Genomic DNA, 16,124 nt, shown 5'->3' on the forward strand with positions numbered 1-16,124 from the left:
CTTTGGTTAGCCAGCATTGTCTGCCAGCAACTGGCCATCAATGGTGATGACGTGATCAAACGACAGCATGGTACCTCGGCCGAGCAGCAAAAAGTCCTGCCCGGCCCGGCTGAAGAGATCGCGAATAACATCATGCACCATGAAAATCTGGCCGGCACTGTCCCGATAGACCACTTCGGTCAGCTTGCCTGAACCCAGGTACTCCCGAAGCATTCCCTGAACCCGGCACGAGGCCGTAGCGGAGGATGGGGTCGACATGACTGGTGGTTCCTTGTTGTCAGCTTCTTGCCTTTCGTGAAGTGTGGCTCAGAAAACGGGTTTTCGCCAAAGGCGAGCGCACTTGTCATTTTGCGCCAAGCTGCTTCACTCATACTGCCGCCCGTTGCATTGTCCGATTGTCCGACATAAATTTCAGGTACGCGCATTAAATGGGAGAAAACCATGAACGCAAAGACCCGTGAAAACCTGGAATCGCACAGAGTCACCTCGCCGGCAGAAGAAGCTCAAACCAGAACCTGGAAGGATCCCAAGCGGTACATGTGGCTTCTGGGCCCTGCCCTGCCAGGCATCGGGCTAGCTGCCCTGACAGGCTACGCCCTGGCCCCGAAAAAGCTCAAAGCCCTGGCCTGGACCGGCCCCGCACTGGTACATGGCGTTATCCCGGCACTCGATCGGGCCATAGGCGAAGACCAGAGCAACCCACCAGAATCTGCCGTGAAAACTCTGGAGCAGGACAGGTACTACGACAGGATCGTGAAGGCTTTCATTCCCACCCAATACGCCATGACTTTCATGGGCGCCTGGCTGGCCAGCCGCAAAAACACGCCTCTGGAGGACAGAATTGGCCTGACGCTTACCGTTGGCGCAATCAATGGCGTGGGTATCAACACGGCCCATGAGCTCGGACACAAATCCAACAGGCTGAACAAACTGCTGGCAATGGCCGCCCTGGCGCCAACCGGATACACCCACTTTGTTGTCGAGCACAACTTTGGCCACCACAAGAGAGTAGCCACACCGGAGGATCCCGCCAGCAGCCGGATGGGTGAAAGTTTCTGGAAGTTCCTGCCCCGTACTGTGGTGGGAGGCATCAAGTCATCCACCCAGATTGAGAAGGCAAGGCTTGCGCGGAAAGGCAAAGGTTTCTGGAGCCTGGACAATGAGCTGCTTCAGGGCTGGGCCATGAGCGCCGGTTTCTTTGGCGCAACGACCCTGGTCTGTGGGCCACGGGCTGTGCCGTTCCTGGCCGCCCAGGCGGTGTATGGCGCCAGCCTGCTGGAGAGCGTGAATTATATCGAGCACTATGGCCTGTTGCGCCAGAAAGACAGGAACGGCAAGTATGAACGCACCCAGCCGGAGCACAGCTGGAACAGCAATCATATTGTAACCAACCTGTTCCTGTATCAGTTGCAGCGGCATTCGGATCATCATGCACACCCTCAGCGCAGCTTCCAGGCGCTCCGTCACTTCGAAAAGGCACCTCAGTTGCCGGGCGGTTACGCATCGATGCTGCTGCCGGCCTATCTGCCGCAGTGGTGGTATGAAACCATGGATAAGCGGGTGATTGATCACTACGAGGGTGACCTGAGCAAGATCAACTGGGACCCTGACCGCAAGGAGGAGTTGATGGCCAAATACGCCGATTACGCGGCCGAGGTAGCCGCTGAGGCAAAGGCGCGGCGGGACGGCAGCGACTCTGAGGCTGCCTGATCTGTGGTGGTTGTCTGTATCGGGCACAAGCTTCCGGGCCCGATACAGACCACCAACCGGATGGCACTGCTATCCGTTAGAGTGCATTTTCACTGGCACAGACGGCGATAACACCTAACTGAACCAGCACATCGATGCCGCCGACACTCACGGTTACCTCATTGAAGTCCTCCACAGTATCGAACACCAGAAAACCTGCATCGCTGTCGTTCAACTGTCCAAGCAGATCCAGGTCCGCGAGCGTCAGATCCGTAAAGCTCTCCTGCTCTGTGCCATTCAAACCGGTTGTCACGGTAATGGTGCCAAGCAGGCTCAGGCTCAGAAGCTGGTCTGGCTCAGTGATTGCCACACCCAATCTGTTGGGCCCTTCATAGGTTTGTCCGTTGTCGACGACGTCGAGATCAACCGTACCGACAAGGTTAAGCGGCACATTGATGGTGGCGGAGTTAAGGAAATTGCTGTCAACCACATTCCCGGGCTCGTCGACACAGCCGTTCAGACACAGCAGCGAGGTATCACCAGTTGCAATCGCATCGGGCGCCTGAAGCGGCTTGAAAGGTGCACTTGCCGCTGTTCCACAGGCATACGCGGTGGCGGGATCGCTGTCGTCCACAGGGTCACAGGCATCACCGATACCATCGCCATCGGTGTCAGTCTGACTTGCGTTGGCTGTGTCAGGACAGTTGTCTTCACTGTCAGGAACACCGTCGCCATCGCGGTCGTTTGTGTCCTCACAAGCATCACCTACGCCGTCACCATCGCTGTCTTCCTGACCCGGGTTGTAGGTATCAGGGCAGTTATCATCCAGATCCCTTATCCCATCACCGTCGGTGTCTGCATCAGCGGCAGTACAGTCCGGGTCGGGATTGCGCGGGCAGACATCACGGGAATTGTCGACACCGTCACCGTCAATATCCGAATCGCACGCATCACCGAAGCCATCGCCATCCATATCCTGCTGGTCGGGGTTAGGCACCAGGGGACAGTTGTCATCACTATTAACCACGCCGTCGCCATCCTGATCCAGTTGGCCAATGTCACCATCCAGTAATTGTTCGGAAATGCTCCCCCCATCGGATCTGCAACCAGCCAGCGCCAGCAGAGTCATCACCAAGGCAGCCATGTACCAGTTAACTCGGTTTGTTTTCATTGTGTCGCTCCTATTACTACTACAGCTCAGCGTGACAGCACGTTGAATTCAACGCGGCGATTCCGCTCCCGACCTTCTTCGGTTTCATTACTGCGCACTGGCTCTGACTCGCCATAGCCTGTTGCAGTCATCTGGTCAGGCGATACACCGAGGTCAATCAGATAGTTGCGCACTGATTCCGCCCGCCTCTGGGAGAGTTCACGATTGTATTCCTCGGCTCCGACACTGTCGGTATGGCCGGCAAGCTCCACTTTCAGCCCTGGCTGACCTTTCAGAGCGTCCGCTGTACGAACCAGCAAGTCCCGCGCGTTGGCTGTCAGTCGATCGGAGTTGAAGTCAAAGGTAACCCCCAGCAGAACCACTGACTGCTCCTGGTCAGTCTTGACGCAACCTACCGAGTCCACTTCCAGGCCCTCCAGGGTATTCGGACACTGGTCAACACCATCGACCACACCGTCATTGTCGGAGTCTGCGAAGTCTTTCTCTACCACCACTTCGCGTTCAACCACTCTCGTCTTCTCAACAACCTTTGTACGGGTGGCACCAATCGGGAATGTGAGACCTACGCTGAACTGGATATCGGACTGACCATCGTCAAAGGAGTCGTAGAAATAGCGGGCGTCACCGCGGATGCGGAGCCCGGATTGCGTCAGGGCAGACGTCATGATGCCAAGGCCAACATTGGCAAAGCCGCCAAACTCATTTGAAGGGTTGTTCGCCACGTCGTTCCTGGAGACACCGCCGCCAATCAGACCGTAGGGAGTGAATTCCTCACCATCGAAGAATCGGTAGCTCAGATCCGCTCCCAGGCCCTGCTGATAGTAATCCGTGGCTCCTGATTTACCGGTTTCGATGGTACCGGCAAAGCCCTGGGGCTCAACCCACCAGTGTCTGTCCAGCCGTATGCCGTAGATCAGCCGCACTGCAGAGCCATATTCATCGGTCCGGTCGTCATCGGGCTCAATATAGGCCCCCATGACCGACAATTCCCGATCGTACCGGACACCGTCAGCATTAACGATTCCCGAAGCCAGCATCGCCATCAAACCTGACGCTACCAGTGGCGACATATTCCTCAGCGTACTCATTCCGTTAAGTCTCCCTTGATTTGAGGTTACGGTCCTCTGTGTGACGTGAGTCACACATTCGCCGCCGAGATTACAGAACCCAACAATGGCCTTGATTGGCTTTGCCGTCGGCTAAAGTGGCCGAAAATGCCATGTCTTTATCTGGTGAAACCAACCAGCCAGGAGTAAACAGAATGATCATGTAGAAAGAGAAAGACACTGGTCCCTGTATGTACATGACCATGAAACACTTTTGTAAGCGCCAGGCATGAAACTTCAGGAAAAGTGGGGTGTGGGGAGAGGGAGTTTCCGTTAACCGCTGACAATGAAAGTTGTCTGTTGGATGGTTTTTTTATTGCAAAACATTCTATAAAAATGAATGGCGGCATTGCGCCCCGGCACAGCGACGGCAACCGAGAGCAGGCCAACGCTGCCCTGCCCCCGGTGAACCGTGCTTGCCGACTAGTACGACCTCAACACTAGAACCACTCGGGCTTCATGTTCATGCAGGTGTCGTCCTGATTCCTCAGCAGCACCAGGTCCTGGGCCACGGTTGGCAATTCCCAGTGGAAGAAATACTGGGCTGCCTGGAGTTTGCCCTGGTAGAAGCTGCGTTCGTCATCACTGTTGGCTGACCCCAGGGCCTTGGCGGCGGCGTTGGCCTGGCGTAGCCACATCCAGGACACAATAATATGACCGAACAGGTGGAGGTAGCAGGAGGCGTTGGCCAGAACCCGGTCCGGATCTTCCGACATCAACGATTTACCAAGGCTCTGGGTGACCTTGACCGCCTGCTGCAGGGTTTCGCTCAGGGACAGGGCCCACTGCTGACAGCGGTCGGTAGTGGCCGCTTCCAGATCCACTTGCATTTCCTGCATCAGCAGCTGCAGGCCGTGACTCTGGTCCTGCCAGATCTTGCGCCCGAGCAGGTCCAGCGCCTGGATGCCGTTGGTGCCTTCGTGGATCGGATTCAGGCGGTTGTCGCGCCAGCACTGCTCCACCGGATATTCGCGGGTGTAGCCGGCACCACCATAGACCTGGATCGCCAGGTCGTTGGCTTTCGGGCCGAACTCGGATGGCCAGGCTTTGATGACCGGGGTCAGCAGATCCAGCAACTTGCCGGCCTCCACCCGCTTCTGCTCATCCGGATGGGTGTGCTGGTCATCCATAAGCCGTGCGCCATAGAGGCACAGGGCCAGGCCGCCTTCACTGTAGGCTTTCTGGGCCAGCAGCATGCGGCGCACGTCGGCGTGCTCGATAATGGGTACCTGGGGCGCTTCCGGGTTCTTTTCCGACGGCTTGCGGCCCTGCAGGCGGTCCTTGGCATACTCCAGGCTATGCATGTAGCCGCGATAGCCTATGACGGCGGCACCAAAGCCAACGCCAACGCGGGCTTCGTTCATCATCTGGAACATGTACTTCAGGCCCTGGTGGGGCTCGCCAACCAGGTAACCATGGCAGGGAGCGTCGTCGCCAAAACTGAGAGCGGTGGAGGTGGTGCCCCGGTAGCCCAGCTTGTGAATCAGGCCCGCCAGGTTCACGCCGTTGCGCTCTTTGGCATTGCCTTCTTCGTCAACAATGAATTTCGGCACGATGAACAGGGAAATTCCCTTTACGCCCGCAGGTGCGCCCTTGATCTTGGCCAGCACCATATGAACGATGTTTTCGGTGATGGACTGCTCGCCACCGGAGATGTAGATCTTGGCGCCCTTGATCAGATAATGGCCTTCATCCGTTGGCGATGCGGAGGTTCGGATGTCCGCCAGGGAGGAGCCGGCATGGGGTTCGGTCAGGGCCATGGTACCGCTGAAGCGGCCGCTGAGCATGTGGGGTAGGAAGGTGTTTTTCTGCTGATCATTGCCGAACACGCGTATCAGGTTGGCGGCGGCGGTGGTCAGGAACGGATAGCCGGCTGTGCCGGGATTGGCTGCGGTGAAGAACCCGTTACAAGCAGCCATAACGGATTCCGGCAGTTGCATGCCACCAAGGTCATAATCGTAACGGCCGGCAATAAAGCCGGCGTTGGCGTAAGCGTCGAAGGCTTCTTTTACCTGGGGAAGCATTTCTATCTGGCCATCCACGAACTTTGGCTCGTCTTTGTCGGCGGCACTGTTGTGGGTGGCGAACTTTTCCCGGGCCATTTTATCCGCGGTTTCGATGACGGCGTCGAAGGTGTCGCGGTTGTGTTCGCTGAAGCGTTCGCGTTCGCTGAGGCTTTCGGTGTCGAGTACTTCGTAGAGTTGGAACGCCAGGTCGCGGCGGTCAATCAGGGTGTCTGTCATTGGGGTAGTCTCCTGTTTATGGTGCATAGCCTCTCATACGGTTGTTTTTGTTGAAACCGGCGTTAATGACATAATCATGGTTGATATCGCCATTTTTTGATTCCAGGCGGCCGGGCAATCACGGGGGAAGGTTGTCCGGGACACGCTGTTAATACGTCCATGTAAGCTTGACGGCAGCATCCCTGCTGCCGACAGTCCCGGACAACCTTCCCCCGCAATTACCCTGCATCGGAGCGAGCATGCGAACGGTTTCTGTTATCGGGTTTGATGGCGCGCTTGCCAGTGCTATTACCGGCATTATTGATCTGTTTCGGCTGGCAGGTGTGACCTGGGCACGTATCAATGACGTCCCGCCAGAGCCTGAGTTTACGACGCGGCTATTGACCGACGGTGGCAAACCCTGCCGGTGTAACAACGGGATTACACTGCTCGCGGACGGGGACTGGCGGGACTACCCTGCCGGCAACCCGCAGGCGGATCTGGTGATTGTGCCGACCATTGGGGCGCCGATTGACCGGGTGCTGGCAGCCAATTCCGGGTTGATTGACTGGCTCGGCGGCTTCCGGGAGGCAGCGACCGGGCAGGTTCGTGTCGCCAGTAACTGCACCGGCGCGTTTCTGCTGGCCGAAGCCGGGTTGCTTGATGGGCGGCAGGCGACGACGCACTGGGGGTTCAGCAATCAGTTCCGGCAGCGTTTTCCGGGGGTGGACCTTCAGCCGAGCAAGCTGATTACGGTGGATGGGCATGTTGCCTGCGCCGGTGGTGGTATGGCCTGGTGGGATCTGGGGGTTTATCTGGTGGAGCGTTTTGCCGGGGCCAGGGTGGCGCGGGAGCTGGCTAAGGCGTTTGTGATTGATGCCGGGCGGACCAGTCAGGCGCCCTACGGTGCCCTGCAGGCGCGCCGATACCATTCGGATGCCGCGATTCTGAAGCTGCAGGACTGGCTGGATGCGAATTATGCCGAGCCGGTAACACTGCAGAAACTTGCAGAGCTGGCGGGGTTGACGGAGCGGTCACTGATTCGCCGGTTCAAGGCTGCGACCGGGGACACACCCACCGGTTATCTGCAGGTTCTCAGAATCGAGGCGGCACGGCAGCATCTGGAGAATTCACGGGCGGCAGTGGAGGAAGTGACGAGGATGGTGGGTTATGAGGACGTCAGCTCGTTCAGCCGACTGTTCCGAAAACACACTGGCTTGGCACCCGGTGTTTATCGCGCCCGGTTTGGTCGATAGCGCACCGACACGACGATTTGGCCCGGGTTATGCTTGGTTTACAGTACAAGGCCGAAAGGCTGCGTCAAACGTAAAGTTTTTTGACACAGGTTATTTCCCGCGGAGGGTAATACCATGACAGCACTACAGAAAAACCAGCAGTCCGATCTGTTAAGCCGCCTCTACGACATGAAGCAGAAACAGCTGCTACGGGCCAGCCAGCAGGCAGACAGCCTTCGCTACCGCGTTCTGTCCGCTGAAGCCGAAGCAATCAGCGAGGCCCTGAAAGCCATTCGATAAGGGCGGTCAGCAACTGTAACAGTAGCTGACCGCCTTCAGAGACTGACTGATCAAGGCGATCACTTTGTGACCAAATTTGTCGCCCCCGGTCAGATTCTGGCAGCCACCTCCGTACCCTGGCGGATAGCCCGCTTGGCATCCAGCTCTTCCGCAACATCGGCTCCGCCAATCAGGTGAGTCTGAATCCCGCGATTGACCAGATCATCAAACAACGTGCGGAACGGCTCCTGTCCTGCGCAAATAATCACATTGTCCACCGCCAGCACCTTGCTCTCAGTGACCTTGCCATCCTTGTCCGACAGGGTGATGTGCAGACCCTCATCATCAATCTTTTCATAGCTGCAGCCCCGGAGCATCTCCACATCGCGGTGTTTGAGACTGTTGCGGTGAACCCAGCCAGAGGTTTTACCCAGGCCACCGCCCACCTTGCTGCTCTTGCGTTGCATCAGGTAGACCTTGCGCGGTGATGATGTCGGCTTGCGCTCCGCCAGCCCACCCGGCCCTTCAAATTGCGGGTCCACACCCCATTCCGCCTGCCAGTCGGCAACGCTGACCTGCTCTCCCTCCGGATGATGGCTGGCGTCGTGGGTCAGGAACTCGCTGACATCGAAACCGATGCCGCCCGCCCCAATAACGGCCACAGACTGGCCAACGGGCTTGTTGTGGCGGAGCACGTCGAGATAACCCAGTACTTTCGGGTGATCGATACCCTCAATCTTCGGCGTCCGGGGCCTAACACCTGTCGCGATGATGACGTCATCAAACCCCGCTTCACTGAGTGAATCCGAGTCCACACGGGTATTGAGTTTGAGCTCGATGTCCAGAATCTCGATCTGGCGCTGGTAGTATCGCAGTGTCTCGTAGAATTCTTCCTTACCGGGAATGCGCTTGGCGTAGTTGAACTGACCACCAATCCTGTCGTCCGCCTCGAACAACGTCACCTTGTGCCCCCGTTTGGCGGCGGTGGTAGCCGCAGCCAATCCGGCCGGGCCGGCACCCACCACAGCAATACGACGGCTGATCGGCGCCACTGTAAGAACCAGCTCGGTCTCATGGCAGGCGCGCGGGTTTACCAGGCAGGATGCGCGCTTGAGCTGGAACACGTGATCCAGGCAGGCCTGGTTACAGGCGATACAGGTATTGATTTCGTCGCTGCGGTTCTGCTCTGCCTTGCGAACAAATTCCGAATCCGCCAGGAGTGGCCGTGCCATGGATACCATGTCGGCCTTGCCGGCTGCGAGAATTTCCTCGCCCTTCTCAGGAGTATTGATGCGGTTGGTGGTGCATACGGGAATGTCCACTTCACCATAGAACTTGGCGGTAACGTCGGCAAAACCACCCCGCGGCACAGAAGTTACAATGGTGGGCACCCGGGCTTCGTGCCAGCCGATGCCCGTGTTGATAATGGTCGCACCGGCCTTTTCAATGGCTTTGCCCAGTTGTACCACCTGATCCCAGGTCTGCCCTCCTTCCACCAGGTCCAGCATTGACAGGCGGTAGATAATGATGAACTCGGGGCCCACCGCTTCCCGCATCCGGCGGACAATTTCCACGGGCAACCGCATACGGTTCTCGAACGGCCCACCCCACTTGTCAGTGCGCTTGTTGGTGCGCTCGCACAGGAACTGGTTGATGAAATAGCCTTCAGAGCCCATCACCTCAACACCATCGTAGCGCGCCAGTTTCGCCAGTCTGGCGGCACTGACGAAATCATCGATCTGCTTGTCCACGCCTTTGGTGGACAGGGCCCGCGCCTTGAAAGGCGTAATTGGCGCCTTGGTTGCCGATGCCGACACGCTGAAGGGCTGGTAACCGTATCGCCCGGCATGAAGCAGTTGCAGACAGATTTTGCCGCCAGCATCGTGGACTTCATTGGTAACATGGCGATGCAAGAGGGCCGTACCGCGATGATTCATGGTAGAGGCCAGGGGTGAAAGCTGGCCAACAAAGTTGGGCGAGAAACCTCCGGTAACCATGAGCCCGACGCCGCCCTCCGCGCGCTCGGCAAAATAACGGGCGAGCTTGTGAATATTCCAGAAGCGGTCTTCCAGACCGGTATGCATGGAGCCCATAAGCACGCGGTTTTTCAGCTCGGTGAAGCCCAGGTCCAAAGGCTTGAGCAGATGGGGGTAAGCTGCAGTCATGTGATCTCTCTTTATCTCGTCATCTCGTCTCTGGCGGACGTTCTCATAAGGAGGCAACATGGTAGCATAGCGCTCTACGACTAATGTATGACACGGAACCGACGATATGAGCGCAAGCGATTCTGAAAGGGTACTGATCGATATTGAAAACGGCATTGCTGTCGTAACTCTGAACAGGCCGGAGAAATACAATGGCCTGGACATGCCCATGTTCGAGGCTATCACCAGGGCCGCCAAAACCCTCAGGAAAGACCGCAGTGTGCGCGCTATCATCCTCCGCGGAGCCGGAGAAGCCTTCTGCTCGGGACTGGACGTGAAAACCGTGTCGAAGAATCCGGTGAACTTTCTCAAACTGTTGATCAAGCCAGGCCGCAGGATCAGCAACCTGGCCCAGGATGTGGGCTATCTCTGGCGGGATGTACCTGCGCCGGTTATTGCCGTCACCCATGGCTACTGTTTCGGCGGTGGCTTCCAGGTGGCACTGGGTGCCGACTTCCGGTTCTCCACGCCGGACTGTGAGTTTTCCATTATGGAAAGCAAGTGGGGCCTGATCCCGGACATGAGCCTGACAGTCACCCTGCGCGAACTGGTTCCCATTGACCTTGCCAAGGAACTGACCATGACTGCGCGGCGATTCAATGGCTCGGAAGCAAAAGCCATGGGCCTGGTCAGCCGTTCCTGCGACGATCCGATGGCAGAAGCCATGGCCTTCGCCCGGGAGTTGGCCGCGCGCTCACCAGATGCGGTGGCGGCCAGCAAATTGCTGTTTAACCGAAGCTGGAATGCCACCGACAAGGTCGCGCTGGACTGGGAAACGAAACTGCAGAAAAAGGTGCTGGGCCGGGCCAATCAACGTATCGCCGTGGCCCGGAACTCCGGTTTGCCGGACAAGCCCTATCAGGACCGCCGTGATTTCTGAATGCCCCAGGATAGTGTGAGTTTTTACTGGTCCAACAACTCTGCAAAACCGTATCTGGGTGTCTATCCTTTTACTGTGGCGGCCTGCAACCTGTCTTGCCTTTGATCAAGGTGTCGGATAGTCTCTCAGGCGTCTGAATAAAGGGTAACGATTAACATTTCCTGAGGATCAGTCTCCAGCCCCGGAGCGATCCAGCCGACTTTTCAAGGGCCTGACTGGAGCGCAATCTCAACATGCTACTGGCTGTGTTATCAGGGTTTCTGCTGGCAATTGTGGCACCGGCACTGCATCGGATCAGCGGCAGATATATTGGCTGGGTGCTGGCCATCCTGCCCGCAAGTCTCACGGTATACTTTGCCAGCCTGATTCCGGACGTCCGGGCCAATGGATCGCTGGTGCTGGAGTACGCCTGGATGCCCGGGCTGGATATCTCGCTCAACTTCCTGGTCGATGGTCTCTCCCTGGTATTTGCTCTGCTGATCAGTGGCATCGGCACCTTTATCCTCATTTATGCGGGCGCCTATCTTGCAGGCCACAAATATCTGGCACGTTTCTTCGTCATTATGCTGTCCTTCATGGCGTCCATGCTTGGGCTGGTGCTTTCAGATAACCTGATCACCCTGTTCGTATTCTGGGAACTGACCAGCATCACCTCCTACATGCTGATCGGCTTCAATCACGAAGACATGGAAGCGCGCAAATGCGCACTGCAGGGCCTGTTTGTAACCGTCGCGGGAGGCCTCGCTTTAATGGCGGGCCTGGTACTGCTGGCGATCATGAGCGGCAGCTATTCACTGTCAGAGATTCTGGCGTCGGATATGGCCCTCCATGAGCATGCGTTCTACACGGCAGCGGTCATCTGTATTCTGGCGGGTACGTTCACCAAATCGGCTCAGGTACCCTTCCATTTCTGGCTGCCTAACGCCATGGCCGCACCCACCCCGGTTTCCGCGTTCCTGCACTCGGCCACCATGGTCAAGGCCGGTATTTACCTGATGGCGCGCCTGAATCCGTCCCTGGGTGAAGGTGAACTCTGGAGCCAGGCACTGATGCTGTTTGGCGCAGCCACCATGTTTACCGGTGCCTATCTGGCATTCAGCAGCACCGGCATCAAAAAGGTCCTGGCGTACTCAACCATCATGGCCCTGGGCACCCTGACCATTCTGATTGGCGTCGGCACCGAACTGGCCCTGACCGCCTTCATCTGTTTCCTGGTGGCGCACTCTCTGTATAAGGGCGCCCTGTTCATGATCGCCGGCGCCCTTGATCACGAAACCGGCACCAAGGACATCAGCCGCATGGGCGGACTGAGAAAAAGCATGCCTGCGACTGCCGTGATTGCCTGCCTGGCAGCATTGTCACTGGCGGGGCTGCCACCAGTATTCGGGTTTATCGCCAAGGAACTGCTGCTTGAGTCGCTGCTGGAAGCTCCATTCTGGTCTGTGGGCCTGACGGTTGCAGCCGTGGCATCGGCAGTCCTGATTGTTGGTGTCGCTGGCTTGGTGGCAATCAAGCCTTTCTTTGGCAGTACCGCAAACACTCCGAAAACGCCCCACGAGGCACCCTTCGGGATGCTGGTGGGCCCCGGCGTGCTGTCATTGATTGCTCTTTTGTTCGGGCTGGCTCCGTTCCTGCCCGAGGGCGCCCTGTTGCAAACAGCGGTGGGTAGCGTCAACGGCTCGCCGGTGGAAACCCACCTGGCCCTCTGGCATGGCGTCAACGTACCCCTGGTATTGTCCATGGGCAGCCTGGCGCTGGGTCTCAGCCTTCTGGCAGGATGGCGCCGAATTCAGCCCACGCTCTACGCCATCAACACCTCGGGCGCCAGGTTTGGCCCCGAAGCCGGGTATTTCCGCCTCATGGAAGGCATAACCATTGTTGCCGCCTGGCAGACCCGGGTACTGCAGAATGGAGTGCTCGGATTGTACCTGCTGCTGCTGGTAGCAGTGACCTTTGGCCTGACGGGGTACACACTGCTGACCAAACAGGGCATCACCCTGGCGCTGGACCTGACCGACAGTCACTTCTATGAGTGGGGAATTGCCTTACTGCTGCTGGCTGCCGCGGTTTTTGCCAGCGCGACCCATTCCCGGCTGGGCTCCGTCGCGTCCATGGGGGTGCTTGGCTTTGGCGTTGCCCTGACCTTCATCCTGTTCAGCGCACCAGACCTGGGCATCACCCAGTTGCTCGTGGAAACACTGACGGTCATCCTGCTGGTGCTGGTGCTGTTCAAGCTGCCCGAGTTCGTCAACCTTTCATCACCATTTGAGCGCTACCGGGATCTCGCTGTCGCCGCGTTCGCCGGTATCGTAATGACACTCCTGATCCTCGCATCCCTCGATGTGCAGTACTTCGAGACCATTTCGAGCTACTACGTCGAGAACAGTGGGCCACTGGGCCATGGGCGCAACATCGTTAACGTCATTCTGGTGGATTTCCGGGCACTGGATACCCTGGGCGAGATCTTCGTTCTGTCGCTGGCTGCCCTTGGTGTGCTGTCAATGATCAAACTGAAGGCGGAGGATCAGCACAAACCATGAAATCCAATACCCTCATTCTTCACACCGCGGCCCTGTTCATCATGCCCCTGCAGCTGATGTTCTCGGTTTTCCTGTTGTTCCGCGGCCATGACGAGCCCGGCGGAGGGTTCATCGGTGGGCTCGTGGCGGCAGGCGCCTTCGTTCTCTATGCTTTTGCCTTTGGATCGGAGGCAACCCGCCGGATCCTTCGGGTTGCCCCTCGGGACCTTCTTGCTGCGGGATTACTGTTTGCCATCGTCTCCACCATTCCCGCATTCCTGTCCGGGCAGCCCATGCTGACCGCTCACTGGTGGGAACTGCCGCTGCCCGGCGAAAATTATCTGAAACTGTCAACGCCGCTGATCTTCGACATCGGCGTCTATGCCACGGTTCTGGGCACCATCATGACCTTCGTTATCAATCTGATGGAGTCGGATGAATGAACCAGAGTTTGCACTCCCGACACCCCAACCCGGAAGGAGGGCCGTTATGGAAAGCCTGATGGCTTATGTCGTCGGCATCCTTTTTGCGGCGGCGATTTACATGATGCTGCGCCGCTCTATCGTCAAGCTGGTTATTGGCCTGATGATACTGAGCAATGCCGCCAACCTGCTCATATTCGTCGTTTCCGGCATGACCCGGGGTGCCCCCCCGCTGCTTCCGGAGGGTGCCGACGCACCTCTGGGTATCGTTGCTGACCCGTTACCACAGGCATTGATACTGACTGCCATCGTAATCGCCTTCGGCGTTCTGGCCTTCGCAGTGGTTCTCATTCGTCGTGCGTATGAAGTGGTGGGAACCGATGACCTCGACCAGATGAAGGATACGGACACTTGAACCTGGAGCTTGCCCTACCGATTCTTATTCCGCTGATTTCCGGCGCCGTGTCCGTGGCTCTGTGGCGCTCCGTTCGCTATCAGCGCATTCTGGCCGTGGTGGCGACCGCCCTGCTGCTGGCAGCCAGCGTCTGGCTGCTGCGCTCGACGGTCGACCAGGGATTCCTGGTCATGGAAATGGGGAGCTGGCCCGCCCCTTTCAGTATTGTGTTTGTCTCCGACATACTCAGCGCCATCATGATCGTGCTGACGGGCATCATCGGGCTTGCCATCGCCATCTACTCCCTGGCCTCCACGCCCAGCGGTCATGAAAAGTTTGGCTATTACCCGCTGATGCACCTGCTGCTGGCGGGGGTGTCCGGCTCCTTCCTCACGGGCGACATTTTCAACCTGTTTGTCTGGTTTGAGGTCATGCTGCTCGCCTCCTTCGCCCTGCTGACACTAGGTGGCGAACGGGCGCAGATGGAAGGCGCCATCAAATACGTTACCCTGAACCTGTTTTCGTCCGCGATTTTCCTGTCAGCAGTGGGCCTGCTTTATGGCACCGTCGGCACACTCAACATGGCAGACATCGCCCAGAAAGTGGCATCACTGGAAGATGCGGGCATGGTTACCGTGGTGTCGATGATGTTCATGGTGTCCTTTGGTATCAAGGCAGCGGCCTTTCCGCTGTTTTTCTGGCTGCCCGCTTCCTACCATACGCCCCAGGTGGCGGTTTCCGCCCTGTTTGCCGGGCTGCTCACCAAGGTGGGGGTTTACGCCCTGTACCGGGTCTTCACGCTTATCTTCACCCAGGATGTGGAATACACACACACCATACTGCTCTGGGCCGCTGCCCTGACCATGCTGACCGGCGTTCTCGGTGCCGCAGCACAGTTCGAATTCCGCCGCATCCTGTCGTTCCACATTGTCAGCCAGATCGGCTACATGATCCTTGGGCTTGCCCTGTTCACGCCGCTGGCGATTATCGGCGGGGTGTTTTACATCATGCACCACATCATTGTTAAGACGAACCTGTTCCTGGTCAGCGGCATCACTTACCGGCTGCTGGGCAGCTATGAGCTGCAGGACCTGGGCGGCGTCTACAAGGAACGGCCAATGCTCGCCCTGCTGTTCCTCATCCCAGCCCTGTCACTGGCAGGCATCCCGCCACTGTCGGGATTTTTCGCGAAGTTTGTTGTGATCCGGGCGGGCCTGGAGGCGGAAGCCTATGTGATTACGGGTATTGCCCTGCTGGTCGGCCTGCTGACACTGTATTCCATGATCAAGATCTGGGCCGAAGTGTTCTGGAAGGAAACACCGGAACACACCAAGTCCCTCAGTCTCCTGAAGGGCGACATGAAAAAAAGCCACGCGTGGGCTTACTATGTGCCAGTCGTCGGTCTTGCAGCATGTACCCTGTACATCGGTCTTAACGGCCAGCCTATCTATGAACTGGCCGAGATGGCGGCCGACCAGCTGATGAACCCCGAGCTCTACATAGAAGCGGTTCTGGGAGGTGCGCAACAATGATAGGTTTCTTCTGGAACATCATGCTGGCGCTTGCCTGGGTGGCGCTGAGCGGCAAATTCACCGCTTTGAACTTTCTGGCCGGCTTCTTCTTTGCTTACCTGGCACTGATGGTCCTGCAAAGACAGGTGCCCGTTCTCAAGGGTTACTCCAGGCGTATTCCGCGGGTGGTGGCGTTCCTGGTGTTTTTTGTCAAAGAACTGGTAAAAGCCAACTTCCGCGTTGCCTACGATGTTGCAACGCCAGTCTGGTATATGAAACCCGGCGTCATCGCGTTTCGCCTGGAGGCACACACCGATGTGGAGATCCTGTTCCTGAGCAGTGTGATTTCCCTGACGCCCGGGACGCTGAGCCTGGACGTTTCGGACGACCGTCGGGTGCTTTTCATACATGCAATGTTTCTTCAGGATGAGGAACAGTTGCGGCAGGATCTCAGGGAACTTGAGCGCCGAATCCTGAAGATCTTGCGCTGAG

14 protein-coding genes are annotated in these 16,124 nt (G+C 57.6%); 9 read left to right on the top strand and 5 right to left on the bottom strand.

Annotated elements, in window-relative coordinates:
• Positions 1-6 precede the first annotated feature (6 nt).
• Complete coding sequence (locus QPM17_RS13590; RefSeq protein WP_285391335.1) at positions 7-258, bottom strand: hypothetical protein; 252 nt, start codon at positions 256-258, stop codon at positions 7-9.
• A 183-nt stretch (positions 259-441) separates the two neighbouring features.
• Between QPM17_RS13590 and QPM17_RS13595 the strand changes: the two genes are divergently transcribed.
• Positions 442-1,710, top strand: a complete 1,269-nt coding sequence (locus QPM17_RS13595) for an alkane 1-monooxygenase (RefSeq protein WP_285391336.1) — start codon at positions 442-444, stop codon at positions 1,708-1,710.
• Between the two features lie 76 nt (positions 1,711-1,786).
• On the opposite strand, the gene QPM17_RS23935 is transcribed toward QPM17_RS13595, so the two are convergent.
• The 3 genes from QPM17_RS23935 to QPM17_RS13620 form a co-directional block, all read right to left on the bottom strand.
• Positions 1,787-2,860 (bottom strand): thrombospondin type 3 repeat-containing protein, encoded by a 1,074-nt coding sequence (locus QPM17_RS23935; RefSeq protein WP_479691232.1) that lies wholly within the window; start codon positions 2,858-2,860, stop codon positions 1,787-1,789.
• 26 nt (positions 2,861-2,886) lie between these two features.
• Positions 2,887-3,948 carry an OmpA family protein gene (locus QPM17_RS13615; RefSeq protein ID WP_285391337.1) on the bottom strand — a complete coding sequence of 354 codons (1,062 nt, stop codon included), beginning with the start codon at positions 3,946-3,948 and terminating at the stop codon, positions 2,887-2,889.
• Between the two features lie 458 nt (positions 3,949-4,406).
• Complete coding sequence (locus QPM17_RS13620) at positions 4,407-6,209, bottom strand: acyl-CoA dehydrogenase (protein WP_285391338.1); 1,803 nt, start codon at positions 6,207-6,209, stop codon at positions 4,407-4,409.
• Positions 6,210-6,448: 239 nt separating this feature from the next.
• On the opposite strand from QPM17_RS13620, the gene QPM17_RS13625 reads away from it, so the two are divergent.
• Positions 6,449-7,444 carry a GlxA family transcriptional regulator gene (locus QPM17_RS13625; protein WP_285391339.1) on the top strand — a complete coding sequence of 332 codons (996 nt, stop codon included), beginning with the start codon at positions 6,449-6,451 and terminating at the stop codon, positions 7,442-7,444.
• Positions 7,445-7,558: 114 nt separating this feature from the next.
• A complete protein-coding gene (locus QPM17_RS13630) occupies positions 7,559-7,723 on the top strand; it encodes a hypothetical protein (protein ID WP_285391340.1) in 165 nt (54 codons plus the stop codon).
• 89 nt (positions 7,724-7,812) lie between these two features.
• Here the strand turns inward: QPM17_RS13630 and QPM17_RS13635 are convergent, their stop codons facing one another.
• Positions 7,813-9,867, bottom strand: a complete 2,055-nt coding sequence (locus tag QPM17_RS13635; protein WP_285391342.1) for an NADPH-dependent 2,4-dienoyl-CoA reductase — start codon at positions 9,865-9,867, stop codon at positions 7,813-7,815.
• A gap of 106 nt (positions 9,868-9,973) precedes the next feature.
• Between QPM17_RS13635 and QPM17_RS13640 the strand changes: the two genes are divergently transcribed.
• The 6 genes from QPM17_RS13640 (at position 9,974) to QPM17_RS13665 (ending at position 16,123) form a co-directional block, all read left to right on the top strand.
• Positions 9,974-10,786, top strand: a complete 813-nt coding sequence (locus QPM17_RS13640; protein WP_285391343.1) for a crotonase/enoyl-CoA hydratase family protein — start codon at positions 9,974-9,976, stop codon at positions 10,784-10,786.
• A 233-nt stretch (positions 10,787-11,019) separates the two neighbouring features.
• On the top strand, positions 11,020-13,326 hold the full coding sequence (locus QPM17_RS13645) for a putative monovalent cation/H+ antiporter subunit A (protein ID WP_285391344.1): 2,307 nt from the start codon (positions 11,020-11,022) through the stop codon (positions 13,324-13,326).
• On the top strand, positions 13,323-13,748 hold the full coding sequence (locus tag QPM17_RS13650; protein WP_285391345.1) for a Na+/H+ antiporter subunit B: 426 nt from the start codon (positions 13,323-13,325) through the stop codon (positions 13,746-13,748). The genes QPM17_RS13645 and QPM17_RS13650 overlap by 4 nt, the downstream gene beginning before the upstream one ends.
• A gap of 46 nt (positions 13,749-13,794) precedes the next feature.
• Positions 13,795-14,142, top strand: coding sequence for a Na+/H+ antiporter subunit C (locus tag QPM17_RS13655; RefSeq protein WP_285391346.1), 348 nt, complete (start codon positions 13,795-13,797; stop codon positions 14,140-14,142).
• A complete protein-coding gene (locus tag QPM17_RS13660; RefSeq protein WP_285391347.1) occupies positions 14,139-15,653 on the top strand; it encodes a Na+/H+ antiporter subunit D in 1,515 nt (504 codons plus the stop codon). The genes QPM17_RS13655 and QPM17_RS13660 overlap by 4 nt, the downstream gene beginning before the upstream one ends.
• Positions 15,650-16,123, top strand: coding sequence for a Na+/H+ antiporter subunit E (locus QPM17_RS13665; protein WP_285391348.1), 474 nt, complete (start codon positions 15,650-15,652; stop codon positions 16,121-16,123). Before QPM17_RS13660 ends, QPM17_RS13665 begins: the two co-directional genes overlap by 4 nt.
• The last annotated feature ends 1 nt before the right edge of the window (position 16,124 follow it).

Origin of the sequence: Marinobacter azerbaijanicus, from assembly GCF_030250645.1 — a bacterium.
Taxonomy (GTDB): domain Bacteria; phylum Pseudomonadota; class Gammaproteobacteria; order Pseudomonadales; family Oleiphilaceae; genus Marinobacter; species Marinobacter azerbaijanicus.